Origin of the sequence: Stutzerimonas kirkiae (genome assembly GCF_004327335.1) — a bacterium.
Taxonomy (GTDB): domain Bacteria; phylum Pseudomonadota; class Gammaproteobacteria; order Pseudomonadales; family Pseudomonadaceae; genus Stutzerimonas; species Stutzerimonas kirkiae.
In genome coordinates this window covers 13,420-39,704 of sequence record NZ_QJUO01000030.1, presented here as the reverse complement: position 1 = coordinate 39,704, position 26,285 = coordinate 13,420, and the positions used below count along the sequence as shown (strand labels likewise).

At 65.4% G+C, this 26,285-nt stretch carries 20 protein-coding genes and 3 pseudogenes; 14 read left to right on the top strand and 9 right to left on the bottom strand.

Annotated features, from left to right (window positions below; genetic code table 11):
• Window positions 1-241 precede the first annotated feature (241 nt).
• Complete coding sequence (locus DNJ95_RS15185; protein ID WP_131185575.1) at window positions 242-1,255, top strand: class 1 fructose-bisphosphatase; 1,014 nt, start codon at window positions 242-244, stop codon at window positions 1,253-1,255.
• 148 nt (window positions 1,256-1,403) lie between these two features.
• Entirely contained in the window at window positions 1,404-2,342 is a 939-nt protein-coding gene (locus DNJ95_RS15180) for an Rpn family recombination-promoting nuclease/putative transposase (RefSeq protein WP_131185574.1), read from the top strand.
• A 372-nt stretch (window positions 2,343-2,714) separates the two neighbouring features.
• Here the strand turns inward: DNJ95_RS15180 and rep are convergent, their stop codons facing one another.
• From rep to DNJ95_RS15165, 3 genes are all read right to left on the bottom strand, one after another.
• Window positions 2,715-4,724 (bottom strand): DNA helicase Rep, encoded by a 2,010-nt coding sequence (gene rep / locus DNJ95_RS15175; protein ID WP_131185573.1) that lies wholly within the window; start codon window positions 4,722-4,724, stop codon window positions 2,715-2,717.
• Between the two features lie 245 nt (window positions 4,725-4,969).
• A complete protein-coding gene (locus DNJ95_RS15170) occupies window positions 4,970-5,728 on the bottom strand; it encodes a sulfite exporter TauE/SafE family protein (RefSeq protein WP_131185572.1) in 759 nt (252 codons plus the stop codon).
• Between the two features lie 230 nt (window positions 5,729-5,958).
• Entirely contained in the window at window positions 5,959-7,098 is a 1,140-nt protein-coding gene (locus tag DNJ95_RS15165; RefSeq protein WP_131185571.1) for an aminotransferase class V-fold PLP-dependent enzyme, read from the bottom strand.
• 213 nt (window positions 7,099-7,311) lie between these two features.
• Here DNJ95_RS15165 and DNJ95_RS15160 point away from each other — a divergent pair, with 213 nt between their 5' ends.
• The 5 genes from DNJ95_RS15160 (at window position 7,312) to DNJ95_RS15140 (ending at window position 11,988) form a co-directional block, all read left to right on the top strand.
• Complete coding sequence (locus DNJ95_RS15160; protein ID WP_131185570.1) at window positions 7,312-7,788, top strand: Lrp/AsnC family transcriptional regulator; 477 nt, start codon at window positions 7,312-7,314, stop codon at window positions 7,786-7,788.
• Window positions 7,789-8,183: 395 nt separating this feature from the next.
• Window positions 8,184-8,966, top strand: coding sequence for a substrate-binding periplasmic protein (locus tag DNJ95_RS15155; protein WP_131185569.1), 783 nt, complete (start codon window positions 8,184-8,186; stop codon window positions 8,964-8,966).
• A gap of 151 nt (window positions 8,967-9,117) precedes the next feature.
• The gene (locus tag DNJ95_RS15150; protein ID WP_131185568.1) at window positions 9,118-9,489 is read left to right on the top strand and encodes a DUF4398 domain-containing protein; all 372 of its coding nucleotides are present in this window, start codon (window positions 9,118-9,120) and stop codon (window positions 9,487-9,489) included.
• Complete coding sequence (locus DNJ95_RS15145) at window positions 9,486-10,274, top strand: OmpA family protein (RefSeq protein ID WP_131185567.1); 789 nt, start codon at window positions 9,486-9,488, stop codon at window positions 10,272-10,274. The genes DNJ95_RS15150 and DNJ95_RS15145 overlap by 4 nt, the downstream gene beginning before the upstream one ends.
• Before the next feature lie 274 nt (window positions 10,275-10,548).
• On the top strand, window positions 10,549-11,988 hold the full coding sequence (locus DNJ95_RS15140; RefSeq protein ID WP_131185566.1) for an aminotransferase-like domain-containing protein: 1,440 nt from the start codon (window positions 10,549-10,551) through the stop codon (window positions 11,986-11,988).
• 145 nt (window positions 11,989-12,133) lie between these two features.
• Here the strand turns inward: DNJ95_RS15140 and DNJ95_RS15135 are convergent, their stop codons facing one another.
• Together DNJ95_RS15135 and DNJ95_RS15130 are read right to left on the bottom strand one after the other, a co-directional pair.
• The gene (locus DNJ95_RS15135) at window positions 12,134-12,961 is read right to left on the bottom strand and encodes an ABC transporter ATP-binding protein (RefSeq protein ID WP_131185565.1); all 828 of its coding nucleotides are present in this window, start codon (window positions 12,959-12,961) and stop codon (window positions 12,134-12,136) included.
• Window positions 12,958-14,475 (bottom strand): annotated as a pseudogene (locus DNJ95_RS15130) (ABC transporter permease); the annotation flags it as partial. The pseudogene DNJ95_RS15130 and the gene DNJ95_RS15135, both read right to left, overlap by 4 nt.
• A 351-nt stretch (window positions 14,476-14,826) precedes the next feature.
• Here DNJ95_RS15130 and DNJ95_RS15125 point away from each other — a divergent pair.
• Window positions 14,827-15,906, top strand: a complete 1,080-nt coding sequence (locus DNJ95_RS15125) for an ABC transporter substrate-binding protein (protein ID WP_131185563.1) — start codon at window positions 14,827-14,829, stop codon at window positions 15,904-15,906.
• A gap of 120 nt (window positions 15,907-16,026) precedes the next feature.
• Here the strand turns inward: DNJ95_RS15125 and DNJ95_RS19830 are convergent.
• Window positions 16,027-16,284 (bottom strand): annotated as a pseudogene (locus tag DNJ95_RS19830) (AMP-binding protein); the annotation flags it as partial.
• A gap of 121 nt (window positions 16,285-16,405) precedes the next feature.
• On the opposite strand from DNJ95_RS19830, the pseudogene DNJ95_RS19825 reads away from it, so the two are divergent.
• Both DNJ95_RS19825 and DNJ95_RS15115 read left to right on the top strand, forming a co-directional pair.
• Window positions 16,406-16,462, top strand: a pseudogene (locus DNJ95_RS19825) (hypothetical protein); the annotation flags it as partial.
• 27 nt (window positions 16,463-16,489) lie between these two features.
• The gene (locus tag DNJ95_RS15115) at window positions 16,490-17,239 is read left to right on the top strand and encodes a LysR substrate-binding domain-containing protein (RefSeq protein WP_242671922.1); all 750 of its coding nucleotides are present in this window, start codon (window positions 16,490-16,492) and stop codon (window positions 17,237-17,239) included.
• A gap of 41 nt (window positions 17,240-17,280) precedes the next feature.
• Here DNJ95_RS15115 and DNJ95_RS15110 read toward each other — a convergent pair whose 3' ends face one another.
• A complete protein-coding gene (locus tag DNJ95_RS15110; protein ID WP_131185562.1) occupies window positions 17,281-18,207 on the bottom strand; it encodes a LysR family transcriptional regulator in 927 nt (308 codons plus the stop codon).
• Between the two features lie 218 nt (window positions 18,208-18,425).
• On the opposite strand from DNJ95_RS15110, the gene DNJ95_RS15105 reads away from it, so the two are divergent.
• From DNJ95_RS15105 to DNJ95_RS15095, 3 genes are read left to right on the top strand one after another with little or no spacing between them, the layout of a single operon-like run.
• Window positions 18,426-20,810, top strand: coding sequence for a TonB-dependent receptor (locus tag DNJ95_RS15105; protein WP_131185561.1), 2,385 nt, complete (start codon window positions 18,426-18,428; stop codon window positions 20,808-20,810).
• 19 nt (window positions 20,811-20,829) lie between these two features.
• Window positions 20,830-21,729 carry a TauD/TfdA dioxygenase family protein gene (locus tag DNJ95_RS15100; RefSeq protein ID WP_131185560.1) on the top strand — a complete coding sequence of 300 codons (900 nt, stop codon included), beginning with the start codon at window positions 20,830-20,832 and terminating at the stop codon, window positions 21,727-21,729.
• Window positions 21,730-21,744: 15 nt separating this feature from the next.
• A complete protein-coding gene (locus DNJ95_RS15095) occupies window positions 21,745-22,635 on the top strand; it encodes a TauD/TfdA dioxygenase family protein (protein ID WP_131185559.1) in 891 nt (296 codons plus the stop codon).
• Between the two features lie 336 nt (window positions 22,636-22,971).
• Here the strand turns inward: DNJ95_RS15095 and rhlB are convergent, their stop codons facing one another.
• Window positions 22,972-24,390, bottom strand: a complete 1,419-nt coding sequence (rhlB, locus tag DNJ95_RS15090) for an ATP-dependent RNA helicase RhlB (protein ID WP_242671921.1) — start codon at window positions 24,388-24,390, stop codon at window positions 22,972-22,974.
• Between the two features lie 104 nt (window positions 24,391-24,494).
• Window positions 24,495-25,157 (bottom strand): alpha/beta hydrolase, encoded by a 663-nt coding sequence (locus DNJ95_RS15085; RefSeq protein WP_131185557.1) that lies wholly within the window; start codon window positions 25,155-25,157, stop codon window positions 24,495-24,497.
• Between the two features lie 398 nt (window positions 25,158-25,555).
• Here DNJ95_RS15085 and DNJ95_RS15080 point away from each other — a divergent pair, with 398 nt between their 5' ends.
• Window positions 25,556-26,209 carry a YiaD family glycine zipper/OmpA-like lipoprotein gene (locus DNJ95_RS15080; protein WP_131185556.1) on the top strand — a complete coding sequence of 218 codons (654 nt, stop codon included), beginning with the start codon at window positions 25,556-25,558 and terminating at the stop codon, window positions 26,207-26,209.
• Window positions 26,210-26,285 lie beyond the last annotated feature (76 nt).

Here is a 26,285-nt window from a genome sequence, read left to right as displayed (position 1 = left end):
CGGATACAGGCAGACGCCAAGCATGACGCTTGAGTCACCGTTTTACCAGCGTCGAACGCTTTTTTAGCGTGCTCGCAGTCAATTGGTAACCTCGCTCTGGTAGGCGCGCTGGGCATGGCAGTCGTTGCACAGGACCTGTGCCATGGAGCACCCTGTAACGGCTTCAAGCCTATGGCTGCTTTTACCATTGCACGCCGAGTCGCGCTAAACTGCGCGCATTTTCCAGCCCCGGAGCCTTTCCATGTCCCGCGTAACCCTGAGCCGCTACCTGATCGAACAGACCCGCAGCAATGACACGCCTGCGGATCTGCGTTTCCTTATCGAAGTGGTGGCGCGTGCGTGCAAGGAAATCAGCCATGCGGTTTCCAAGGGCGCGCTGGGTGGCGTGCTGGGCAGCATGGGCACCGAGAACGTGCAGGGCGAGGTGCAGAAGAAGCTGGACGTGCTCTCCAATGAAATCCTGCTGGAGGCCAACGAGTGGGGCGGGCACCTGGCCGGCATGGCTTCCGAGGAAATGGACAATGCCTACCAGATCCCCGGCAAGTACCCCAAGGGCGCCTACCTGCTGGTCTTCGACCCGCTGGACGGCTCCAGCAACATCGATGTCAACGTTTCGGTCGGCACCATCTTCTCGGTGCTGCGTTGCCCGGGCGAATGCTTCAGCCAGAACGATGCCCTGGGCGAGGAAGCCTTCCTGCAACCCGGCACCCGCCAGGTAGCGGCCGGTTATGCGATCTACGGGCCGCAGACCATGCTGATGCTGACCCTGGGCAATGGCGTCAAGGGTTTCACCCTGGATCGCGAACTGGGCAGCTTCGTACTGACCCATGACGATATCCGCGTGCCGCCGGCCACCGCCGAGTTCGCCATCAACATGTCCAACCAGCGCCACTGGGAAGCGCCGGTGCAGCGTTACGTCGAGGAACTGCTGGCGGGCGAGACCGGGCCGCTGGAGAAGAACTACAACATGCGCTGGATCGCCTCGATGGTGGCGGACGTGCACCGCATCCTCACCCGTGGCGGCGTGTTCATGTACCCACGCGATGCCCGCGAGCCGGAAAAGCCCGGCAAGCTGCGGCTGATGTACGAAGCCAACCCGATGTCGTTCATCATCGAGCAGGCCGGCGGCGCCGCCACCAACGGCCACCAGCGCATCCTCGATATCCAGCCCGAGTCCCTGCACCAGCGCGTGGCGGTCTTCCTCGGTTCGAAGGACGAAGTCGAACGTATCACTGGGTATCATCGGGAAGGCTAGAGGCTGGAAAGGGGGTGCTTGGTTTTCCCCCCTTTCCCTTTGCGAGGAATCATCCCTACTGGCGTGTTCCATCCGTGAACGGCTTCACGGTCTTTCCTGGCGAGACTCGATACAGTGCGGGCATCCATCAGCGACAAGGATGCCCGCCGTGCCCGGACAGCCCCTGCTCGACCCCAAGCTCGATGTCATCTTCAAGCGCCTGTTCGCCGAGGCACCGGATCTGTTGGCCAACCTGATCAACGCCGTGCGCAGCAACGAGCCACCGATTGTCGAGCTGCAGGTGCTCAACCCGCAGATCGCCCCGGAGGAGCTGACCGACAAATTCATCGTACTGGACATCCTCGCCCGCGACGGCAACGGGCAGTTGTTCAATATCGAGATGCAGACCCGCAACCACGCCGGCTGGCCCTCGCGCAGCCTCTACTACCTGGCGCGCAACCTGGGCCGGCAATTGCAGGCGGGCGATGGCTACCAGCAGGTGCAACCGGTAATCGGCATCCACCTGATGGACTTCGACCTGTTCGAGGAGGAACAGGCCTGCTGGGCCTTCGAACTGCGCGACCGGCAACGGCCGCAGATACGCCTGGACCGCAGCCTGCAACTGCACCTGATCGAGCTGCCCAAGGCCGACCGCCTGCATTCCCAAGGTGGCAGCACTCTGGCAGACTGGATTCTCTATTTGAAGCACTGGCAGGAGGTCGTCCTCATGCAAAGCATCGAAAGCCCGGCAGTCAAGAAGGCCCACGCGCGCCTGCAAGCACTCTCCGACGATGACGAAGCCCGGCGCCTGGCCTTCGTGCGTGAGCGCGCACTGCATGACGAGGTAACGGAAAAGGCGGAAGCCGAAGCCAGGGGGCGTCTGGCAGGCAAGGTCGAGGGGAAAATCGAAGGAAAGATCGAAGGAAAGATCGAAGGCCGCACAGACACCCTGCGTCGCCAGTTGCAGCTCAAGTTCGGCGCACTGCCCGATGCGCTCGAACAGCGCCTGCAAAGCGCCGATGAGGCCACACTGACCACCTGGTCCGAGCGGGTGTTGTTCGCCGAGCGGTTGCAGCAAGTGTTCGGGGCGGATGGTATCAAGGGGTAAGGCCTGCGCAGGGTGGAACGTTTGAGCGCCAACAGAGCATCCGCAGGCTCGTGTGCATACGCTAGCCCCTCGCGGGAGAGGGCTGGGGAGGGGCTGCCGCCAGGCAGTCAGGCGTTTCGAACTGAACAACAGCGCCCTGGCGAGCGCTACCCCTCTTCCCCAGCCCTTCTCCCGCAAGGGGAGAAGGGCGCCGTACTGCGTCACCCCAGCGGTAGATTACCCACGACACCTCGCGGGTAGGCTGGACGAAAGCGCGTGGCAAGCAGTGTTTTTCGTCCAGCTTTCCAGCGCTTTTATCGAAGCACCTTCCCGCTGAATAACGGCATAGCGCGATCGCCTTGCCTTTCACGCTGATTAAGCTTGCAGCCGCTTCTATCGCTTCAACATCGCCCGGATATCCGCCAGGGCGGTGTTGCCGCGGGCGGCCTTGACTTCCACCGGGGCTTCTTCCTGGCCTTCCCATTCCAGGTCTTCGGGCGGCAGTTCATCGAGGAAGCGGCTGGGCAGGCAGTCGATCACCTCGCCGTACTGCTTGCGCTTGGCGGCGAAGGTGAAGGCCAGGGTCTGGCGTGCGCGGGTGATGCCGACGTAGGCCAGGCGGCGTTCTTCCTCGATGGTGTCGGCCTCGATGCTGGAGCGGTGCGGGAGGATTTCTTCCTCCATGCCGATGACGAACACATAGGGAAACTCCAGGCCCTTGGAGGCATGCAGGGTCATCATCTGCACGCCCTCGGCGCCGTCTTCCTCTTCCTGCTGGCGTTCCAGCATGTCGCGCAGCACCAGCTTGGCGATGGCCTGCTCGATGGTCATGTCGCCATCCTCGTCCTTCTCCAGGGTGTTCTTCAGCGCTTCGATGAGGAACCAGACGTTGCCCATGCGGAAGTCGGCGGCCTTGTCGCTGGAGGTGTGCTGGCGTATCCAGTTCTCGTAGTCGATGTCCATCACCATGCTGCGCAGGGCGGCGATCGGGTCGTCCTGGGCGCACTGCTGGCGCAGCCGGTCCATGTAGTGCTTGAAGCGTTGCAGGCGGTCGATGTAGCGGCTGTCGAGGTGTTCGCCGAGACCGATCTCGTCGCAGGCGTCGTACATCGAGGTCTTGCGTTCGGTGGCGTAGTTGCCGAGCTTTTCCAGGGTGGCCGAGCCGATTTCCCGGCGAGGCACGTTGATCACCCGCAGGAAGGCGTTGTCGTCGTCCGGGTTGACCAGCAGGCGGAAGTAGCTCATCAGGTCCTTGACTTCCTGGCGGGCGAAGAAGCTGGTGCCGCCGGACAGCCGGTAGGGAATCTGGTGGTGCTGCAGTTTCAGCTCGATCAGCTTGGCCTGGTGGTTGCCCCGGTAGAGGATGGCGAAGTCGCTGTAGGGGCGCTGGTGGCGCATGTGCAGGGTGAGGATTTCCAGCGCCACGCGCTCGGCCTCGGCGTCCTCGTTGCGGCAGCGGATCACGCGGATCGGGTCGCCGTGGCCCATCTCGCTCCACAATTGCTTCTCGAAGGCGTGGGGGTTGTTGGCGATCAGCACGTTGGCGCACTTGAGGATGCGGCTGGTGGAGCGGTAGTTCTGCTCCAGCATCACCACCTTCAGCGACGGGAAGTCCTCCTTGAGCTGCATCAGGTTCTCCGGCCGCGCGCCGCGCCAGGCGTAGATCGACTGGTCGTCGTCGCCGACCACGGTGAAGTGCGCGCGCTCCTGCACCAGCAGCTTGACCAGCAGGTACTGGCTGGCATTGGTGTCCTGGTATTCGTCCACCAGCATGTAACGCACGCGGTTACGCCATTTCTCCAGCACCTCGGGGTGCTCCTGGAACAGCTTCACCGGCTGCAGGATCAGGTCGTCGAAGTCCACCGCGTTGTAAGCCTTGAGGGTGCGCTGGTAATGGGTGTAGACGATGGCGGCGGTCTGCTCCCTGGGGTTGCGCGCCTCGGCCAGCGCCTGTTCCGGCAGCACCAGGTCGTTCTTCCAGTTACCGATGTAGCCCTTGATTTCGTCCACGCCGTCATCGCCGGAATATTCCTTCTGCATGATGTCGGACAGCAGCGACTTGATATCGCCTTCGTCGAAGATCGAGAAACCGGGCTTGTAGCCCAGCCGGGCGTATTCCCTGCGGATGATGTTCAGGCCCAGGTTGTGGAAGGTGGAAACCGTCAGGCCCTTGCCCTCGCCGGGGCGCAGCAGGCTGCCGACGCGCTCCTTCATCTCGCGGGCGGCCTTGTTGGTGAAGGTCACCGCGCAGATGTACTGGGCGCGGATGCCGCATTGCTGGATCAGGTAGGCGATCTTGCGGGTGATCACGCTGGTCTTGCCGGAACCGGCGCCGGCCAGCACCAGCATCGGGCCACCGATGTAGTGGACGGCTTCCTGCTGGCGGGGATTGAGGCGGGACATGGCGATGATCGGCTGTCGTGCGAAAGGCCGGGCATTCTAGCAGTTCGGTCGCCGCTGCCGTAGGGTCCGTCGTGCGCACCGCAGGGCACGGCAAACAGCCGAAAACAGCGCTGGAGGCTGGACGAAAGCGCGTGGCAAGCGGTGTTTTTCGTCCAGCCTCCAGCCTCCAGCGCTTTTGTCGAAGCTCCTTTCCGGGAATAACGGCATAGTGTGATCGCCCTGGTGCGCATGGCGCACGCTGCGATTCAGGTGATGCAGAAATAGTAGAGGGTCATCCCGCCGCCGACGGTGATGACCAGCACGCGCAGCCAGCGCGCCGGCAGTTTCTGGCTCAGGGCGCCGCCCGCGTAGCCGCCGAGGATGGTACCGGCCAACAGCACCAGCAACTCGGGCCAACTGACGCGCCCGGCGATGATGAAGGTCAGGCTGGCGACGCTGTAGATCACCGCCGAGATCAGGTTCTTCAAGGCATTCGAGCGTACCAGTGGGTGCCCTTCGATGGAGAAGGCCGCCAGTTGCAGGATGCCCATGCCGGCGCCGAAGTAGCCGCCGTAGACCGATACCAGCCCGTGTGCGGCGAGGGAGGCCGGTGTGTGCGGCGGGCGCTCGGCTTCTTCGCGTCGGGCCGCCAGCAGCCGTCCCAGCCAGGGGCTGAAGGCGAACAGCAGGGTCGCGACGAGCAGCAGCCAGGGGATCATCCGGCGAAACACATCGTCGCCGCCGCCCAGCAGCGACAGCCCGCCCAGCAGGCCACCGGCCAGGCCCGCCAGCAACAGCGGCAGCAGGTAGCGCCCGAGGGGTTGCAGGCTGGAACGGGCCGCCCAGGCGCCGGACAGGCTGGCCGGCCAGAGCGCGACGGCATTGGTGGCATTGGCGGTGACCGGTGGCAGGCCGATGGCCAGCAGCGCCGGGAACGAGAAGAAGGTACCGCCGCCGGCCAGTGCATTCATACCGCCTGCGGCAAAGCCGGCTAGCACCAGCAGGAGAATATCGCTGAGGGACATGGGCTGCTCCGTCGATTGTTTTTATTGGAATCGTCGCGGAGTGGGATCATAAGCAAGCTACAAGCTACAAGCTACAAGTCGGAAGGCTGTGGTGTCAGGGCGATCGTGTTACAGGTCAGGGGCTTCGATAAAAGCGCTGGAGGCTGGAGGCTGGACGAAAAAGCATCCGAAACCAAGGCTTCCACGTCCAGCCAGCGCTTTTAATCGGCTCTTTGGGCTTGCTGCTGCCTCTATCCCGCCAATGCCTGGCGGATGATTTCGATGGCCCGTTGCACTTCCTCGCGCCGGGTGTGCCGGCCCAGGCTCAGGCGCAGGCTGCTGTAGGCCTGGGCCGGGCTCAGGCCGAGGGCCAGCAGCACATGGGAAGGGCCGCCGCTGGCCGAGTTGCAGGCGGAGGTGGTGGACAGCGCCAGGTCCGCGCCGAGGTCGCCGGGTTCGAAGCCGGGGCGCTCGATCAGCAGGTTGAGGGTGTGCGGGATGCGCTGCTTGGCGCTGCCGTTGAGGCGCACGCCGGGCAAGGCCAGCAGGGCATCGCGCAACAGCGCGGAGAGCTCGCCGATACGCTGGCGTTCTTCCGCCATTTCCGCCCGGGCGAAGGCGAAGGCGCTGCCCATGCCGACGATCTGGTGGGTGGCCAGGGTGCCGGAGCGCAAGCCCTGTTCATGCCCGCCGCCGTGGATCTGCGCCCGTAGCAGTTCGCGGGCGCGCTCGCCGACGTAGAGCATGCCGATGCCCTTCGGCCCATAGGTCTTGTGCGCGGAGAAGGACATCAGGTCCACCGCCAGCCCGGCCAGGTCGATGTCCACCTTGCCGGTCGCCTGGGCGGCATCGACGTGGAACAGGGCGCCATGCTCACGGACCAGCGCGCCGATGGCGGCGATGTCGGTCAGGGTGCCCAGCTCGTTGTTGACCCGCATCAGCGACACCAGCAGGGTGTCGTCGCGCAGGGCGGCGCGTACCGCCTCGGGCTGGATCAGGCCCTCATGGTCGGGTTCCAGCCAGGTCACCGGGAAACCTTGCTGCTCCAGTTGCAGGACCGTATCCAGCACCGCCTTGTGTTCCAGGCGGCTGGTGATGATGTGCCGGCGTGTGCCGTCGCCGCCCTGGGCGACGCCCTTGAGGGCCAGGTTGTTCGATTCGGTGGCGCCGGAGGTCCAGATCAGGTCGTCCGCACTGGCGCCGACCAGTTCCGCCACCTGGCGCCGCGCCAGCTCCACGGCGGCGCGGGCATGCTGGCCGAAGGCATGGGAGCTGGAAGCGGGGTTGCCAAAGGTGCCGCTATTGCCCAGGCAGCCGAGCATGGCCTGGATGACACGGTCGTCGACGGGGGTGGTGGCGGCGTAATCGAAGTACAGGGGTAATGTGGTCATGGTGTTTCGCGGACGATTTCGGTGGATATGTGGCTGGAAATGCTACTAACGCTGTTGGAGAATTTTTTTGATTATTGATCCCTGTTTTTGTATTAATGGAGAATATTTTTTCATTTCGGCCATTTTTTTAGACTGATATTTCCATGGATAAAATCCATGTGAATTTATTTATTCCAATCTGGAATAAATGGCCCCTGGCGCGGAAGTGCAGCCGTGGACAAGTTCGATCGGGGGATTCTGGATCTGTTGCAGGATGACTGCGTGCGTTCCGTTGCGCAGATCGCCGAGCGGGTCGGCCTGGGCAACACCGCCTGCTGGCGGCGTATCCAGCGCCTGGAAGAGCTGGGGGTGATTCGTGGCCGCGTGGCGCTGCTCGATCCGCGCCAGTTGAATGTCGCGGTCACGGTGTTCGCGGCGATCCGCACCAACCAGCACAATGCCGACTGGCTCGAGCAGTTCCACGCCGCTATCAGCACCATGGAGGAAGTGGTCGACTGCTACCGCATGGCCGGCGACACCGACTACCTGCTGCGTATCGTGATCCCGGATATCTCCGGCTACGACACGGTCTACAAGCGCCTGATCCGGATTCCCGGCATCACCGATGTAAGCTCCAGCTTCGCCATGGAGCAGATCAAGTCCACCACCCGCTTGCCCCTGCATTACCTCGCCAGCAAGGCAGGCGCCTGAGAACCTGTTCACGATCTGCCGCGCGTCGGCCCCGCTGCGTTAAAAACAGGCCCGGCAAGCCGCTTGCGGCTAACGCACTTCCAGTGCGGCGCCGAAGGGGCGAGCGAAGCGAGCCATGCTCATTTGCCACTGGTAAACTCCGCTTGACTCGCCGCGCGCCACCCTGGCGGGCCAGCCTTCGGCTGTTACTTCGCTCCGCTATGTTTCTCGCCTGTTTGATTCGCTGGCGCTCACCCTTAGGAACAGCCTTCGGCTGTTACTCCCTTGGGTCGTTGCGCCTTGCCGGACCCCGCTCGCGAGATCGTGAACAGGTTCTGGGCGTCGCCCCGGGGCGGCGGATGCTACTATGCGCGGCCTTGCCGGTCGCTCATGGATTCGAAGGAGGCTGTCGGCCCATGCGTCTTGTCTGTTCCATTCTGCTGAGTGTTCTCGCGGCGCTGCCTCAGTGGGCCACTGCCGCCGTAGGCAAGTGCGATTACCTGGTCGCCACCGGTGCGCAGGACAACCCGCCGTTCCTCTGGCGCGACCCGCAGGACGGCAAGCGCCTGATCGGTAGCAATGCGGACTTGCTCAAGCGTATCGGCAATTCCCTTGGCCTGACCATCGACGTACTGCGCAGCGGTGATGCACAGGCGGCCTGGCGCGAGGTCGAGAGCGGGCGCATGGATATCCTGGCCGATGCCCTGGTGCCAGCGTCGGTGCCGACCATGGACTTCATCGAGCCGGCGATTGCGGTATTGGATACCTCCGCCTGGGTACGCCGTGACCAGCCCATGGTCTATGCCGAGCCCGGGCATCTGCTCGGGCATCGTGGCCTGCTGCCCAGGGGCGGCGATGGCGTGATTGACGGGCACTTGCAACTGGAGAATGCGGCCAGTTTCGCCCAGGGCCTGCAGCAGTTGTTGGGCGGCAAGGTCGATTACCTGCTGTACGAACGCTATGGCGCCGTGGCGCGGTTAGGCGCGTTGGGCGAGCTGGATTCGCTGCAGCGCCTGGAGCCTGCCGTCGCGCAGCGCGGCATGCACTTGGCGATCGGCCACGACTCGTCCTGCAACGATGCCGCCTTGCGCGTACAACTGGAGCGGAAAATGCGAGAATTGCAGGCTTCCGGTGTGACCCGCAAGCTGCTGCTGGATAACCTGAAACGCTGGCAGGAACAGCAGACCTCACAGCGTTGAGAACCCTCCATTGCCAGGTGTTCGATACAGGTAGGAGCGGCCTTGGCCGCGCCGGGCCTTCGAGCCTCGAGTGCTTCGCGGCCTGCCCGCTTCTGTGAGAGGCCTTTGCCGGTGGCTGTGGCGCCGGCGTTTCTTCGAGGATCGCGATTTTATGAGAAAGACTGGCTGCCATGCCTTGTTTCCCCTGGCGCTCGTGCCATTGGCGCTGCTGTATGGCTGTGCCCGTGATCCGCTGCCCACCGAGCAATTGCGCTTGAGCGAGCAGGTGATCGTGCAGGCGCGTGCGGTTGGCGGCGCCAGTGAGGATGCGCCCGAGTTGAGACTGGCGCAGCAGAAGCTCGGCCTGGCCCATGCCGAGATGGTGCACCAGCGTTACCGGCAGGCGCGCATCCTGGCCGAGCAGGCCGAACTGGATGCACGCCTGGCCGAGGCGCGGGTGCTCAATGAAAAGAACAGGGCCCAGCAGGCCGAGCTGGAGCGGCAGATCGAGCAGTTGCGCAAACAGGTGGGGGCCCTGCAATGAAAATATCGATGCTGGCGCCATTGCTGGCGCTGGGCCTGGCGGGATGTGCCACGGAAGAACAGACGCGTGCGCTGGCAGAGGCGGAGGCGGCCTACCGTGCGTTGCAGGACGATCAGGCGATCATGCGCGAGGCGCCGAAGGATGTCTTGCGGGCTGCTGAAACCCTGGAGCGGGCGCAGCGTTTCCAGGGCTACCTCGGCAGTGGCGAGGATGTCCGGCACTACAGTTACCTGAGCCAGCGCTATAGCCAGATCGCCCGTGAGCATGCCGAGCTGGCGCAAGGCCGCGAGCGTGAGCGGCAGTTGCAGCGCCAGCGCGAGCGCATGCAACTGGCGCTGCAGGGTGCCAGGGTGGCCGTGCCCAGGCAGGATCAGCAGGAGCAGTTGATCAGCCTGGCGGCCACCGAGACCGATCGCGGCCTGCTGATGACCCTGGGCGATGTGTTGTTCCCGGCGAACTCCACCGAGTTGAGCCCGGCGGCCAATCGCACCCTGCTCAAGCTCGTGCAGTTCCTGCAATTGAATCCGGCGCGCTCGGTACGGATCGAGGGTTATACCGACAATCGTGGCGATGAAGAGGATAACCAGCGACTTTCCCGGGCGCGCGCGCAGGTGGTCGCCGACCTGCTGGTCAGCCTGGGGGTCGAGGCTTCGCGTATCGACGTGGTCGGTTACGGGCACCTGTATCCGCTGGCGGAGAATGCCTCGGCGCGTGGCCGGGCGCAGAATCGCCGGGTGGAAATTCTCTTCTCGGACGAGCAGGGACGGCTGGCGCCGCTGCGCTGACACGCTCGTTCCGTGTCGGCTGCGCGGTGCGCACCGGCGGCACCGCGGCGGATAACCTCGGTGCGCCCTGCAACCGGAGGCCGAACGAAACAGCGGGGAGCTGATGCTTTTCGTCCGGCTTTCCAGCCTCCAGCGCCTTTTTCTAAGCGTCTCGCCGGTGTAGCACGATGCCCTGGCTGGTGGTGGTATATCCATCTGTTCGACGCAAACTGTACCGGTCAATTCGTGGCGAGATAGGCTACTGTTACGGTTCAGTTGCCTGGGAACTCGCGTCATGACCAATCTGTTGCTCTACCAACGCATAGCCCGGCAGTTGGCCGAGGATATTCGCCGTGGCGTCTACCGGCCGGGAGAGCGTGTGCCCTCGGTGCGCAAGATGAGCCAGCGGCTGAATGTCAGCCATGCGACGGTGCTGCAGGCCTACGCCAACCTGGAAGACCAGGGCATGATCCGCGCGCGCCCGCAGTCGGGTTTCTATGTGCACCAGACGCCGGCGTTGACCGCGCCTACACCGGATATCGCCCAGGTGGAGCGGCCGCAACTGGTCACACGCAGCAGCATCATCGCCCAGGTGCTCAGCGAGTCGCGGCGCGAGGGTGTGATTCCGCTGGGAGCTGCCGTACCGCATGCCGATTACCTGCCGATCCGCGCATTGCGCCAGTACCTGTCGCGGGTCACCCGTTTCCAGAGCGCCCGGGCCTTCAGCTATGTGTTCAGCCCCGGCTACGAGCCCTTGCGCCGGCAGGTGGCGATTCGCATGCGCGATGCCGGCGTGGTGGTCGATCCCGGCGAGGTGATCATCACCCATGGCTGTGTCGATGCGCTGCAGATGGCGCTGCGGGTGCTGACCGGGCCGGGTGACCTGATCGCCGTTGAGTCGCCGAGCTACTACGGCCTGCTGCAACTGGCCGACCTGCTGGGGCTGAAGGTCATCGAGATTCCCAGCGACCCGGACACCGGCATCAGCGTCGAGGCACTGCAACTGGCCGCCGCCCAGTGGCCGATCAAGACCCTGGTGATGACCGCGCGGCTGAGCAACCCGCTGGGTGGCGCCATGAGCGACAGCCGCCAGAAGCAGTTGCTGGAGGTCGCCGAGCGTTTCGATTTCCGCGTCATCGAGGACGATATCTACGGTGAGCTGGTGTTCGAGCAGGGTGTGTTCAAGGCGCTCAAGTCACAGGACCGCAATGACCGCGTGCTCTATTGCTCCAGTTTTTCCAAGACCCTGTCGCCGGGCGTGCGCATCGGCTGGGTGATCGCCGGGCGTTACCACGATGCGTTGCAGCGCTTGCAGACCTTCAGCACCTACTCGGCGTGCAGCGTGACGCAACTGGGGGTGGCGGCCTACCTGGAGAATGGCGGCTACGACCGCCACCTGCGCTATATCCGCCAGGAATACTGCAGCAATATCTCGGCCTATCAACTGGCGGTGCAGCGCTATTTCCCCGACGGCACGCAGATGACCCGGCCCAAGGGCAACTTCATCCTATGGGTCAGCCTGCCGGCCAGGGTCAATACCAAGATCCTGCATGCCTGGGCGCTGGAGCGGGGCATCAGCATCGCCCCGGGGCTGATCTTCAGCAACACCGAACAGTTCAACCATTGCATCCGCCTGAATTGCGGGATTCCCTGGAGCGCCAGCGTCGACCAGGCGTTGCAGACCCTGGGCGAACTGGCGGCGCGGCTATGCATGGAAGGAGCAGTCGTAGGCTAGAGGCTAGAAGCGGGAGGCTGCTTGGCTTCCAGTTCGTAGGATGGGTTGAGCGCAGCGATACCCATCGAGTGCATGCCCTGGGTATCGCTGCGCTCAACCCAGGCTACGAGAAAGCGGCGGGACAGCGACGTTGAAAGACATGCTTTCAATACGCCAACCGGTCCAACGGCAGGTTTTCGATGCGCGGCGGCGGCGCCTGGTAGTCGCCGTCGCCGGTCAGTTCGAACAGCAGTTCCTCGCGCAGGCGGTTGAATTCGTAGCCGTTGCGGTTGCGCGGGTGCGGCAGGTCGATGGATACGATCCGCTTGATGCGGCCGGGGCGCGGCGCCATGACCACCACGCGGTCGGCGACGAAGATGGCTTCCTCGACATCATGGGTGACCAGCAGGCTGGTGATGCCGGCGCGGGCGCGGATGGCCAGCAGTTCTTCCTGCATCTGCTGGCGGGTCAGCGCGTCCAGCGCGCCGAAGGGCTCGTCCAGCAGCAGGATGCGCGGGCTGGCGACCAGGCCACGGGCGATCGCCACCCGTTGCGCCATGCCACCGGAAAGCTGGTGCGGGTAGGCGTGCTGGAAGCCGTCCAGGCCGACCAGTTGGATCAATTGTTCGATGCGCCGCGTGCGTTCCGCGCTGGTGAGTTTTTCGTTGACCTGGCCGAGGTCGATGTTCTGCTCGACGGTCAGCCAGGGGAACAGCCGGTGCTCCTGGAAGACGATGCCGCGCTCGCTGCCGATGCCGCGCACGGCCTTGCCGTCGATGCGTATCTCGCCGTCGAACTCGGTGTCCAGGCCGATCAGCAGGCGCAGCAGGGTGGACTTGCCGCAACCGCTGGAGCCGAGCAGGGCGATGGATTCGCCGTCGGCGATGTCCAGGTCGAATGCGCGGATGGCCTCCAGCTCGCCGCCGGCCACGGCGAAGCGTTTGCCGATGCCGGAGAAGCTGACGATCGGCAGCGGTGGGGTGAAGCTGTTCATGCGTGTCTCCAGCGCGTGGCGCGCGTTTCGAGCTGTTGTCCGAGGGCATTGAGCAGGGCGCCGGTGAGGCCCACCAGCAGCATGCCGGCCATTACCTGGTCCATGCGGAAGAGTTGCTGGGCGCTGATCATCAGGCTGCCGATGCCACCGTTGGACGGCATGAAGTACTCGGCGCCGATGGTGCCGAGCCAGGCGAAGATCAGCGCCAGGCGCAGGCCGGCGAAGATCGCCGGGGCGGCGCCCGGCAGGATCAGTTTGCGCAGTCGCAGCATTGGGCTCAGGCGCAGCACGCGGGCGGCTTCGTCGAGCTGCGGCGACAGGTTGGCGATGCCGCGCTGGGTGGCGATGAGCAGCGGGAAGAAGGTCGCCAGCGAGACGAAGACGATCTTGGCCGGCTCGCCCAGGCCGAACCAGGCGGTGAGCAACGGTACCCAGGCGAAGATCGCCACATGTCGCAGTACGCTGAAGGTCGGGCCGAACAGGTGTTCGGCGGGCCGCCACAGGCCGAGCAGCAGGCCGAGCAGGATGCCCAGCCCGCCGCCGAGCAACAGCCCGCCGACGGCGCGGCCGAGGCTGCGCAGCATGGCGTCGAGCAGGGTGGCGTCCAGCAGCCCCTGCCAGGTGGCCTGCAACACGGCCAGCGGCGTGGCGAGGATATTGGCATCGACCCACTGCCGCTCGCAGGCCAGTTGCCAGAGCGCCAGCAGGGCCAGCGGTAGCAACAGCGATTGCAGGCGCTGCCAGCCGCTGGCCGCGGCGCCCCGGCGGAACTCGGCGGTGGGCGGGTGCGGCCAGTGGATCAGGCGGCGGTCGAGGACGGCGATGCCCTTGTCCATGCCGATGCCGATCAGGCCGATGACCAGGATGCAGACGAAGACGATATCCAGCATGAACAGTTGCCGGCCCCAGACCATCAGGTAGCCGATGCCTTCGCTGGAGGCCAGCAGCTCCACCGCCAGCAGTGACGACCAGCCGGTGGCCAGGGCCAGGCGCAGCCCGGCCATGAACGAAGGCAGCGCCGCCGGGATGGTCAGGCGCCAGATACGCAGGTGCAGCGGCAATCGCAGTACCGCGGCGGCTTCGCGCAGGCGCGGTTGGGCATCGCGTACGCCGACCAGGGTATGCACGGTGATGGGGACGATGATGGCCTTGACCAGCACCACCAGCTTCAGGGCTTCGCCGATGCCGAAGAACAGCATGAACAGCGGGATCCAGGCCAGCGTCGGCACCTGTGCGAGGCTGGCGAAGGTCGGCCAGATCAGGCGCTCGGCGCGTGGGCTGGCGCCGAGCAGGGCGCCCAGCAGGATGCCGCTGCCGACGCCGCCCAACAGCCCCCAGCCCAGGCGCTGCAGGCTGATGCCCAGGTGCTCCCAGAGCTCGCCGCTGCCGAACTCCAGCAGGGTCTGCCAGACCAGCGAAGGCGCGGGCAGGATCTGTTCGCTCATCCAGCCGAAGCGGCTGGCCAGCGACCACAGGCTGAACAGCCCCAGCGGCAGCAGCCAGGGCAGCACCCTCGGCAGCCAGAGCGCGGCGCCGTGCGGTGTGGGCAGGGATGTGGTCTGGGCGGTGGACATCGCAGGTTTTCCGGTGAAAAGGGGAAGAGTTTTTATGGATATATAAAAATGAAATTAAATTCTTTTGCGTGATAAGTCGGGCATTAAAAGGAAGGGCGATGCCTGGCAGCCAATGCATTTTCCGAATATTTTCGATGCCGTCGCTGCATGCTCCCCTGCGACGGGCGCTGTGGATTCTCTTATATCAAGGTGATTTAAAAAAATAATTTAATATTATTTATTTATATCTAAATCCCTGGCCTATGGTGATGTTCCCGGAAGGACGCTTTCGTCATCGCCACGGAGCCCATCATGAAGAGCATCTCCCGATTCCTGCTTGAAAAGATCCTGCCCGCCGCTCTGGGGCTGGGTGTCTATGCCAGTGCACAAGCCAGCGAGACCTGGCCCGAGGAAATCCGTATCGCCGTGCCCGACCTGAGCGCCGGCAGCCAGCATAGCGGCGGCGGTGTGGTCGATGTGTTGCGTAGCCAGCGTATCTTCGAGGAGGCATTCGCCGCCGAGGGCATCAAGGTTCGCTGGCTGTTCTTCAAGGGCGCCGGCCCGGTGATCAACGAAGCTTTCGCCAATGGCCAGGTGGACCTGGCCTACCTGGGCGATTTCGCCGCGATCATCGGCAAGGCCAGTGGCCTCGACACGCGCCTGCTGAGTGCCTCGGCGCGTAACGTCCAGCATTACCTGGGCGTACCCAAGGGCTCGCCGATCGACTCCCTCGAGGCCCTGCGCGGCAAGCGTGTCGCGGTGTTCCGCGGCACCGCCAGCCAGTTGTCGTTCGCCCAGGCGCTGGCCAGCCGAGGCCTGAGCGAGCGTGACCTGAAAGCGGTCAACCTGGATTACAACGCCTCGACCGCCGCCCTGGCCGCTGGCCAGATCGATGCGGCCTGGGGTGGCACCAACCTGCTGGCGTTGCAATTGCGCGGCCTGGCCGACCTGCCCTTGAGCACCCAGGCCCTGGGTGGCGCCGGCGCCCTGCAGGGGGTACTGGTCGGCAATGGGGCGTTCGTCGACCGTTACCCGCACCTGATCCAGCGGTTGTTGAGCGAGCAGCGCAAGGCCAGCGACTGGTTGCGCCAGGCGCGCAACAAGGAAGCCTATATCCAGTTGGTGGCAGGGTTGGCCAGCTACCCGCCCGAGTTGCTGGAGCTGGACCTGCGCGACCGGGATTTCGCGACGATCTTCGATCCCCGGCTGGACCAGGGCTTTCTCGAACGCCTGCAGCAGGGCGTGACCTTCGCCGCCGAGCAGCGGCTGATCCGCAAGGGCTTCGACGTGGACGACTGGCTGGCCACGCGCTCCGCGCGGGTCGCTGAGGGCGCGCTGGCGCCTGCGCTGGTGGTGGATCTCGGGCTGCTCTCCAGCGCTTTCGCCCACTGATCGGGCATGACGCCGGCCGATACACTCGCCACCCGGGCCGACGGGGTCATGCTCAGCCTGCTCGCCGATGGCATCGCCACTGACTTCCCGGCCCTGTTCGTCGACCACCCGCACTTCGCTCTCGCCCAGGGGCCGGCCACAGGAGGCCAGCCGTTCGGGGCGTTGCGCCAGCGCCAGGGCATGGTCCTGCACCGACAGGCCGGTCACCCCGGAGGTCGATTCGCTGGTGCCATAGCCCTGCGTGAGGATCGGCTCGAAGCGCTCCCAGGCTTCGCGGATGCGTTGCGGCGCCATGGGCGCGGCACCGTAGGCCAGCCCCTTGAGGCTGCCCAGGTCGGCATGGGCGAGGGCCGGTTCGGCCAGCAGCAGGTTGATCATGGAATGCCTTTGTAATGAAGTCATCACTATCAGGAATGACTTTGATGGATACCCGCGACCTGCAATACCTCCTCGAGGTCGCCGACCAGGGCGGCCTCGGCCGCGCGGTGGAGGCCCTGGCATCAGCCAGCCGGCCCTGAGCAAGGCCATCCAGCGTGTCGAGCAGCAGGTCGGCGCCCGCCTGTTCGAGCGTACCTCCCGTGGCATGCGGCCCAGCGAGGCTGGCCAGCGTTTCATCGAGCGGGCGCGGCGCATCTGCCTGGAATACCAGGATGCCCTGCTGGAGATGCACGAACTCGACTCGGGGCAACAGGGCCTGCTGCGCCTGGGCTATTCGCCGACCATGCCGGAGGAAGCGATCCTCGACGCCTGCCGGCGGCTGATCCGCGAGCGGCCGAAGGCGCAACTGCGCCTGGTCAAGCGCTTCGCCCTGGAACTGCTGGACAGCCTGCTGGCCGGTGAACTGGACCTGCTACTGGCGCCCCTGCCGGAAACCGGGATGGATGGGACCGACGGTCGGCGCCTGTTCGACGACCGCCTGCTGGTCGTCGCCGATGCCGAGCACCCGTTGTTGCAGCGGCGGCAATTGAAGCTGGCGGATATCTGCAGCGCGCAATGGCTGTTGCCGGGGCCGCGCTTCTCGATCCGCCAATACGTGGAAAGGGCCTTCCGCCTGCAGGGGCTGCCGCTGCCGCAGGCGCGGGTGGAAGTGGACTTCGGCACGCCGACCCTGTTCCAGTTGATCGCCGGGACACGCATCCTTTGCATCGCCACCGAGGAAACCCTGCAGTCGAGGATGCTCGAGGGCATGCGCGTGCTGGACCTGGCGCCCGGGCAGCTCGATCTGCGCCGCGAGGTCGGGCTGATCGTCCGTTCCGGCGCCTACCTCTCGCCGGTGGCCGAGCGGATGATCGAGATCCTGCGCGGGCGGCTGGGCCAGGCCACGCCACCATAGCGAGCCGTACGCCGCCCCGTGCGGCGCCCTGGCGTATGGCGTCAGGCGGCGGCGCTGTGCGGCAGCAGGCCGCGATCCATCCGCCGCAGCAGTTCGATCATCGCCCGGGCGGCGGGGGAGAGGCGGAAGCCGGTGCGGGTGACGATGCCGCAGCAGGCGTGGAAATTGTCGAGCCCTGCTGGCAGGTTGCGTGGCTGCAGGCGCACCACCTCGCCTTGTTGCAGGGGCTGGCGCAGCGCTTCGAGGCTGCTGAGGCCGATCGCGTCACTGCCGCAGACCACTTCCCGCAGGATCTGTGGGTGGTCGCATTCCAGGTGCAATTCGAGATCGGTCCTGCCGCTCAGGTTGGCCAGCGCCTTGCGTACCCCGGAGGGCAGGCGCGAGCCCACCAGCGGGTAGTCGAACAGGTCGTTGGTGGACAGGCTTTCCTTCGCCAGCAGTGGATGCCCCGGGCGGCAGTAGAACAGCCCCGGACGCGGTTGCAACGGCTGCGTCTGGAAGTTCGGCTCGGCCTCGAACTGGCGGGTGTCGGCGATGAAGAACTCGATCTCCTCGCGCGCCAGGCTACGGCTGAGGTGCTCCCAGTTGTTCACTTCGAGGCGTGTGTGGATGCGCGGGTAGCGCTGCATGAACAGGCGCAGGCCATCCGGCACCAGGCGTGCGGCCGGCGCCGGGCCGCAGCCGAAGCGCAGCTCGCCAGCGTCGAGCTTGGTCATCCGGCCGATTTCCTGGGTCAGGTTGTTCGCCCCCCGCACCAGCGCCAGGGCGTGCTGCAGCACCACCTTGCCCTCGGGCGTGGGGCGCAGTTCCTTGTCGCCGCGATCCACCAGCAGGCACCCCAGTTCCTCCTCCAGGCCACGGATGGCGCGGCTGAAGGCCGGCTGGGTGATGCCTGTGGCCTCGGCACCACGGACGAAGCTGCGGTGTTCGTTGAGGGCCAGGAAATAGCGGAGCTGGCGCAGGTCCATGGATGCTCTCCGGGCATTCGAAATATAGCGGGAGGGTATTTGTAAGCATCGAAGGCCTCGTTTTAAATGGAGGCTCTTATTCCGTCAATGGCGAATGTATATGTCGTCAATAACTAAATTGAATAAGAATATTCGTCCGGAAACGGGCGGAACACTGCCATTGCCGTCGCTGCGGGGCCGGGGGATGCCGGCCTGCCGACCCTGATGAGGAGCCTTGTATGCCCGTCTTCGTGCAAAATCGTTTCACCCGCTTGGCGGACGCCATCGCCGCACATGTCCGCCGCCAGCAACGCCCGGTCCTGGCCGCCCTGCTATTGCTGGCCAGCCCCGGCGGGTTGCTGGCCGATGAGGCCGGCAGCGCCAGGCGCACCGCCGAAAACACCCAAAGCGCCGAGGCGGACCCGACCCTGGCGAAAGTCACGGTCACCGCCCGTCGCCGCGAGGAAAACGCCCAGGACGTGCCGACGCCGATCACCGTGCTCGACGGCGCCACCCTGGAGCGACAGCGGCTGTACAAGGTGCAGGACCTGCAGCAGGTGCTGCCCAGCGTCAACGTCGCCTATATCCATGCGCGCCAGTCCAGCTTCGCGGTGCGCGGTATCGGCAACAACCCGGCCAGCGATGGCCTGGAGGGCAGCGCCGGCATCTACCTGGACAATATCTACCTGGGGCGCCCCGGCATGGCGGTGTTCGACCTGCTGGATGTCGAGCAGCTCGAACTGTTGCGGGGGCCGCAGGGCACCCTGTTCGGCAAGAACACCACGGCCGGGGTGCTCAATATCAGCACGCGCAAGCCGACCTTCACGCCGGAGCGCAGCCTGGAAATCAGCGGCGGGGACTATGGCCACTTCCAGGCCAAGGGCTCGGTTTCCGGGCCGTTGAGCGAGACCCTGGCCGGCCGCCTGTCGGCCTACCGCACCCGCGAGGACGGCTATATCGACAACCGCCACGACAGCCGCACCTTCATCGGCGGCGAGCGCGAGGGCGTGCGCGGGCAGTTGCTGTTCCAGCCGCATGAGGATTTCAGCCTGCGCTGGATCGCCGACTACAACCAGGAAGATTCCGGCAACGGCGTGTGGGCACTGTATGGCGTGTCCGAGCGCTTCCGTGAGCGCGCCGCGCTGATCGGCGCCCAGTCCCAGTACGACATCGGCAAGCGCGAGGTGAATATCGACAGCGAGCAGTCGGTCAACGTCTGGCAGGGTGGTACTTCGCTGGAGGCCAACTGGACCCTGGGCAGCGGCCATACCCTGACCTCGGTGACCGGCTACCGCTACTGGCACTTCATCCCGCGCAACGATGCCGACCTGACCGAGGTTCCGGCGGTCATCCATTCCGGCGTGGAAGTGCATGACCGCCAGTTCTCCCAGGAGATCCGCCTGGCCTCGCCCAGCGGCGGCGTCTTCGACTACGTGCTCGGCGCCTATGCCTTCCGCCAGAACCTCGGCAACAAGACGGTGACCCAGTACGGCCCGGCCGCCGACCTGTTCGTGCTGGGCAGCCCCACCGGCATCTTCAACGACGTGCGCAGCCAGACCAACGGCAAGATCGAGACCGACAGCCTGGCGCTGTTCGCCCAGGGCACCTGGCACCTCGGCGAGCGGCTGGACCTGAGCGCCGGCGTGCGTGGCACCTACGAGGAAAAACGTGCGCGCCTGCATCGCTTCGCCCCGTTCGGCGGCGCCAGCCTGCCGGCCGGCCAGGAAGCGATCCGGCAACGCCAGATGGGCGCCCTGGACACCGGCGAGTTCGGCCTGCACAACGTATCGCCTTCCGGCCTGCTCAGCCTCAGCTATCGCTTCAGCGACGACCTGCTCGGCTATGCCAGCCTGGCCCATGGCGAGAAATCCGGCGGCATCAACCTGAGCGCCCCGGTGGCGGGGCTGGGCAGCGACTCGCTGGTGGTCGGCCCGGAACGCGCCAACGACGCCGAGCTGGGCTTCAAGAGCAGCCTGCTGGAGCGGCGCCTGCAACTCAATGCCAACCTGTTCTGGACCGGCATCCACGGCTACCAGGCCACTACCCTGGCCCAGGTGCCCGGCTCGCTGACAGTGGCCCAGGTGCTGGCCAATGCCGGCAGCGTGCGTTCGCGCGGGCTGGAGTTCGAAGCCTCCTGGCTGCCGCTGCGGGGGCTGGTGCTGAACTTCAACGGCTCCTACAACGATGTCACCTACCTGTCGTTCAAGGACGCGCCGTGCCCCAGCGAGATCAGCCTGCAACCCAATGCCCCGGCCAGTTGTGACCTGAGCGGCGAGCGGGTGGTCGGCGCCTCGAAATGGATCGGCAACTTCAACGGGCAGTACCAGTGGCAACTCGACAACGGGCTGCAGCCCTACCTGGGCCTGGGCTATTCGTACCGCTCCAGGGCGGTCGGCACCCTGGACAACTCCGAGCTGTCGCGCATCGACGGCTACGGCCTGCTCAATCTCTCCGCCGGCGTACGTGCCGATCTCGGCAAGGGCCAGGCGGATGTCTCGCTGTGGCTGAAGAACGCCACCGACGAGGACTACTACCTGACCAGCTTTGCCTGGAGCAACGGTGCCTACACCGCCTCGGTGGGCGCACCGCGCAGCGCCGGCCTGACCCTGCGCTACGACTTCTGAAACCTGTAAGGAAACTGCCATGAGCGAATCCGCTGTCGCTTCTCCGGTTCAGCCCGCGCTGCTGGACATCCATCCCATCTCCGGACGCATCGGTGCCGAAGTCCGTGGCGTGCGCCTGTCCGGCCAGCTCGACGCCGCCACCGTCGAGGCCATCCAGCAGGCGCTGCTGGACTACAAGGTGGTGTTCTTCCGTGGCCAGTCGCAGCTCGACGACCAGGGCCAGGAGGCGTTCGCCAAGCTGCTCGGCGAGCCGGTGGCACACCCCACCGTACCGGTGCGCGAGGGCACCCGCTACCTGCTGGAGCTGGACGGCGAGCGCCGCGCCAACTCCTGGCACACCGACGTGACCTTCGTCGACGCCTACCCCAAGGCCTCCATCCTGCGCAGCGTGGTGGCGCCCGCCGCCGGCGGCGACACTGTCTGGGCCAACGCCGCCACGGCCTATACCGACCTGCCGGCGGAATTGCGCGAACTGGCCGACAGCCTCTGGGCCATCCACAGCAACGAATACGACTACGCCGGGTACAAGCCCAATGTCGATCCCGCGCGCCTGGCCGAATTCCGCAAGGTATTCGTCGCCTCGGTCTATGAAACCGAACACCCGGTGGTACGGGTGCACCCGCTCAGCGGCGAGCGCAGCCTGTTGCTGGGGCATTTCGTCAAACGCTTCAAGGGGCTGTCGAAGCGCGACTCGCAAGCGCTGTTCGAGCTGTTGCAAGGCTACGTCACCCGCCTGGAAAACAGCGTGCGCTGGCGCTGGCAGGCCGGCGACGTGGCGATCTGGGACAACCGCGCCACCCAGCATTACGCCGTCGACGACTACGGCGACCAGCCCCGCGTGGTCCGCCGCGTGACCCTCGCGGGAGAAGTGCCGGTGGCCGTCGACGGCCGCCGCAGCCAGACCCTGCGTCATCAATGAACCCGGAGCCTTTCCATGAGCCAGACCGCAAGGGCCACTGTCGTGGCCGATGAATTCCGTATCACCGCCCTGGATGCGCCGCTGGGCGCCGAGGTGCATGGGCTGGACCTGCGCCAGCCGCCGTCGCCGCAGCAGGTGCTGGCGCTGCGCCAGGGGCTGCGTGAGCACCATGTCCTGCTGTTCCGTGGGCAGTCGCCGACGGATCGCCAGTACCTGGACTTCGTGACGCTGTTCGGCCCGGTGTTCCAGCCGCCGGTGGACGTGCCGGTGCTGTCCTCGGGGGCCGACGGCAAGGCGCCGGAGATCGTCAAGGTGGCCAATTCCGAGGATGGCGAACTGGGCAATGCGCCGCTGGCGGCGCATATCGACCACCAGTGGACGCCGGCGCCCTCGGCCAGCTCCTTCCTGCAGGCGCTGCAAGTGCCCGGCAGTGGCGGGGAAACCCTGTTCACCAATCTGGCACTGGCCTATGACAGTCTCGATGCGGCCACGCGCGAGGAAATCGACGGGCTACGACTGATCACCTACAACCCCTTCGTGCGTATCCGCCAGAACGGCGGCTATGGCGGCGCCTTCCATCGCTACCGCACACCGGATATCGAGCCAGTGCAGGGTAGCGAGCACCCGCTGGTGCGCACTCATCCCGAGAGCGGGCGGCGCCTGCTGTTCCTCAGTGCGCACACCGAAGTGGAAATCCCCGGCTACGATCCCGCGCGCGGCGCGGCGCTGATCGCCCGCCTGCGCGAGCACCTGGCGCGGCCGGAGCTGACCTATACGCACCATTGGCGGGTGGGCGATATCCTCTGGTGGGACAACCAGGCCACGTTGCACGCCCGCAACGGTTTCCCGGAAGACCAGCAGCGGCGCTTGCAACGCATCAGTCTCGGCGGTGGACGACCGTTCTGAGAACCATGCCTTTCAACATGTTTGTACCACTTGCGGAGAGAAGCCGTTGCTGGGTGTCTCAAGCGTATGGCTTGGGCCTGGCGCGCTACAGGCTCCCTTCTCCCCTTGCGGGAGAAAGGGGTGGGGAAGAGGGGGAGCGCCCGCCAGGGCGCTTTGGATCAAGAGTGGGTAGCGCCCGCCAGGGCGCTGTTGCGATGGCCCGGACTGCCTGGCGGCAGCCCCCTCTCCCCGGCCCTCTCCCGCGAGGGGAGGGGGAAATGCAGCTTCGCGTCCCCGCGATTCATTCTGCAAAGACCTTGCAAGGCCTGGTTCTAAGAACCGCGCTGCAAGCGTGGCTCAGGCGCGGCGTGGGACGGCGGCGAGCAGTTCGGCGGGCGGCATTTCGCAGTGGATCTTGCGCCCGATGAGTTCCTCGATCGGCGGCAGGGCGAAGGCGTCGTCCTCGCCGGCGAAGCTGATCGAGGTGCCGCTGCTGCCGGCGCGTCCGGTACGACCGATGCGGTGCACGTAGTCGTCCGGGTCTTCCGGCAGGGTGAAGTTGATCACATGGCTGATGGCATCGACATGGATGCCCCGGCCCGCCACGTCGGTGGCCACCAGCACGCGGATCTTGCCTTCGCGGAAGCCTTCCAGCACCTTGATGCGCTTGTGCTGCGGCACGTCGCCGGACATCTGCGCGGCGCTGATGCCGTCGCGGGTCAGGCGCTCTTCGATGCGGCGTACTTCGTCCTTGCGATTGGCGAAGACCATCACGCGGGTCCAGTCGTTCTGGTCGATCAGGTTGTACAGCAGCTTGTACTTGTCGCTGGATGCGACGGCATAGACATGCTGCTCCACGGTATCGCTGGCGACGTTCTCCGGCTCGATCTCGACGATCGCCGGATCGGTGGTCCACTGCTTGGCCAGGTTCATCACATCTTCGGTAAAGGTGGCGGAGAACAGCAGGGTCTGGCGCTCGGATTTCGGCGGGGTCTGGCGGATGATCTGGCGCACCTGCGGGATGAAGCCCATGTCGAGCATGCGGTCGGCTTCGTCCAGCACCATCACCTCGACCATGTCCAGGTGCACCTCGCCGCGCTGGTTGAAGTCCAGCAGACGGCCCGGCGTGGCCACCAGAATGTCGCAAAAGCGCGATTCGAGGGCCTTGAGCTGTTTGTCGAAGTCCATGCCACCGACGAAGCTCATGACGTTGAGACCGGTGTATTTGGTCAGGTCAGCGGCATCCTTGGCGATCTGCACCACCAGTTCACGGGTCGGTGCGATGATCAGCGCACGCGGTTCGCCCATGTAGCGCTCCGCCGGCGGCGGCGTCTGTTGCAACTGGGTGATGGTGGAGATGAGGAAGGCGGCGGTCTTGCCGGTGCCGGTCTGGGCACGGCCAATGGCATCGCGACCCTTCAGGGTGTAGCCCAGCACCTGCGCCTGGATCGGTGTGCAATAGGGGAAGCCCAGGTCATGGATGGCATGCATCAGGCTGTCCGAGAGCTGGAAGTCATGGAAGCGGGTCTTGCCTTCCGCAGCCTCGACCTGGAAGTCCTCGCGCTTCCAGGCGGGAACTGCCGGCGCCTTGTCCTTCTTCGGGCGTGGGTGGCGGCTTTTCTCCGCTCTTTCGGGTTGCCTTGCGCTGGGGCGTTCCGCTCTTGCCGGCGTTTCCTGCTCCCTGGCGGGGATGGCTGGCGCCGCATCCGCTGCGGCTTGGGTGGCTGGCTGTGGCGCCGCGTTATGGCTGAAAATCTTCTTGAGTGCCTTGAGCACGGTCATCTCATCGTTGAGTTCTGGGAAAGTCCGCCGCCAGTGTAATGCAAGACGCCAGCGGGGCGAAGCATTGCCCGCCGCTCCAGTGCCGAGGTTGGGGCGGTTCAGCCTCGCCGCAGGCGTTCGGCCAGCCAGTCGCCGATATCGAGCACCTCTTCGGGCAGTACTTCGTGCCCCATCGGGTAGTCGCGCCATTGCACGTCGACGCCAGCGGCCAGCAGGCTGTCGTGGGCGGCGCGGCCCATGGCGGTCGGCACCACGTCATCGTTCGTGCCGTGCAGGCAGAGGGCCGGGTATTGGCGGGCGCTGGCGGGCAATTGCAGGGGCTCTGGAAAGGTCGGCGCATAGGTGGAGAGGGCGATGACACCGCCCAGAGGACCCTGCCAGCGCAGGAAAGCGGCGTGCAGGGCGACCGCGCCGCCCTGGGAGAAGCCGGCGAAGAAGATGCGCGCCGGGTCGATGCCGCTATCGCGCTGCGCTTCGGCGAGGCCGATGACCGCCTGGGCCGAGGCTTCCATCTGTTCACGGTCGATGGCGCGTGCCGGGGACAGCGCGATGATGTCGTACCAGCTCGGCATGCTCCAGCCGCCATTGATGCTGACCGGGCGTGTCGGTGCCTGTGGCAGGATGAAACGGGTCGAGTCCAGGCGCTGCTGCAGGGCGCTGGCGACCGGCTGGAAGTCATAGCGGTCGGCGCCCAGGCCATGCAGCCAGATCACGCAGGCATCGGCTTTATGGCTGGGGTCGATAACGAGTGGCTCGGTCATGTCGAAGGGCTCCGCGGGGTATATAGGGCGGCAGGCTATAAGCTGCGGGCGGCAGCTTGCAAGCGAAAGCGCAACCGGCCCGGGGGGCTCGCGCTGTCCGCCAAAGTATTCGATAAAAGCGCTGGTGGCTGGAAAGCTGGACGAAAAACGCCCGCCGTCACGCCCTTTCGTCCAGCGTCCAGCGCTCTTGTCGGCTCTTTGCTGCACATGGCACGATCATCCAGAAGGCCGGCATCGTCGCCTGTGCCTGAGTGAACTCCCGATTTCAGGCGCAGTCTTTCGCACAGCGTGTTTCCGCTCGGCCACTTTCCCCCGGGCGCTCTGGTGTTAATCTTGAGGCGCCTTGCAGGTGTGGCGAGCGCCGTGCCTGCCAATAGAAGTAGATGAAGGAAAATCATATGAAGAAGCTGAGCTTGACTGCCCTGGCCGTCAGTGTCGCGTTGCTTGCAGGCTGTACCTCGAATCCCTATACCGGCGAGCAGCAGGCTGGCAAGGCGGGCGTCTATGGCGGTATCGGTGCCGCCACCGGCGCGGTGATCGGCGCTGCCACCTCGAGCAAGAAGGACCGTGCCAAGGGCGCCCTGATCGGCGCCGCGGTCGCCGGGGCTGCGGCGGGGGGCTATGGCTACTATGTCGACACCCAGGAAGCCAAGCTGCGCCAGACGTTGCAGGGCACCGGCGTGCAGGTGCAGCGCAATGGCGACAACCTGACCCTGATCATGCCGGGCAATATCACCTTCGCCAGCAATTCGGCGGACATTTCCAGCAGCTTCTACCCGACCCTGAACTCCCTGGTACTGGTGTTCAAGGAGTTCGACAAGAACGGCGTGGACATCGTCGGCCATACCGACAGCACGGGTTCCGCGCAGCTCAACCAGGACCTCTCCACCCGTCGCGCCCAGAGCGTGGCTTCCTACCTGTCTGCCAACGGCGTAGCGGCCAGCCGCATCTCCTCCTACGGCGCCTCTTCCAGCCAGCCGATCGCCAGCAATGCCTCGGTGGAGGGGCGTGCGCAGAACCGCCGCGTGGAAATCAACCTGCGCCCGCTGTAACGCGGGGCGCTCGCGCTATGTCGCTATCCGCTGGCAAGCGGATCGGATAAAGGCACTGGACGAAAACATCGGCTAC

Coding starts and splice junctions, on each gene's coding strand:
- DNJ95_RS15115 (WP_242671922.1), top strand. CDS start 16,490: ATGCGGCCCAGCGAGGCTGGCCAGCGTTTCATCGAGCGGGCGCGGCGC.
- DNJ95_RS15170 (WP_131185572.1), bottom strand. CDS start 5,728: ATGTCCCTCAGCGATATTCTCCTGCTGGTGCTAGCCGGCTTTGCCGCA.
- DNJ95_RS15145 (WP_131185567.1), top strand. CDS start 9,486: ATGAAAATATCGATGCTGGCGCCATTGCTGGCGCTGGGCCTGGCGGGA.
- DNJ95_RS15140 (WP_131185566.1), top strand. CDS start 10,549: ATGACCAATCTGTTGCTCTACCAACGCATAGCCCGGCAGTTGGCCGAG.
- DNJ95_RS15080 (WP_131185556.1), top strand. CDS start 25,556: ATGAAGAAGCTGAGCTTGACTGCCCTGGCCGTCAGTGTCGCGTTGCTT.
- DNJ95_RS15095 (WP_131185559.1), top strand. CDS start 21,745: ATGAGCCAGACCGCAAGGGCCACTGTCGTGGCCGATGAATTCCGTATC.
- rep (WP_131185573.1), bottom strand. CDS start 4,724: ATGTCCCGCCTCAATCCCCGCCAGCAGGAAGCCGTCCACTACATCGGT.
- DNJ95_RS15105 (WP_131185561.1), top strand. CDS start 18,426: ATGCCCGTCTTCGTGCAAAATCGTTTCACCCGCTTGGCGGACGCCATC.
- DNJ95_RS15125 (WP_131185563.1), top strand. CDS start 14,827: ATGAAGAGCATCTCCCGATTCCTGCTTGAAAAGATCCTGCCCGCCGCT.
- DNJ95_RS15100 (WP_131185560.1), top strand. CDS start 20,830: ATGAGCGAATCCGCTGTCGCTTCTCCGGTTCAGCCCGCGCTGCTGGAC.
- DNJ95_RS15185 (WP_131185575.1), top strand. CDS start 242: ATGTCCCGCGTAACCCTGAGCCGCTACCTGATCGAACAGACCCGCAGC.
- DNJ95_RS15085 (WP_131185557.1), bottom strand. CDS start 25,157: ATGACCGAGCCACTCGTTATCGACCCCAGCCATAAAGCCGATGCCTGC.
- DNJ95_RS15110 (WP_131185562.1), bottom strand. CDS start 18,207: ATGGACCTGCGCCAGCTCCGCTATTTCCTGGCCCTCAACGAACACCGC.
- DNJ95_RS15135 (WP_131185565.1), bottom strand. CDS start 12,961: ATGAACAGCTTCACCCCACCGCTGCCGATCGTCAGCTTCTCCGGCATC.
- DNJ95_RS15150 (WP_131185568.1), top strand. CDS start 9,118: ATGAGAAAGACTGGCTGCCATGCCTTGTTTCCCCTGGCGCTCGTGCCA.
- DNJ95_RS15165 (WP_131185571.1), bottom strand. CDS start 7,098: ATGACCACATTACCCCTGTACTTCGATTACGCCGCCACCACCCCCGTC.
- DNJ95_RS15155 (WP_131185569.1), top strand. CDS start 8,184: ATGCGTCTTGTCTGTTCCATTCTGCTGAGTGTTCTCGCGGCGCTGCCT.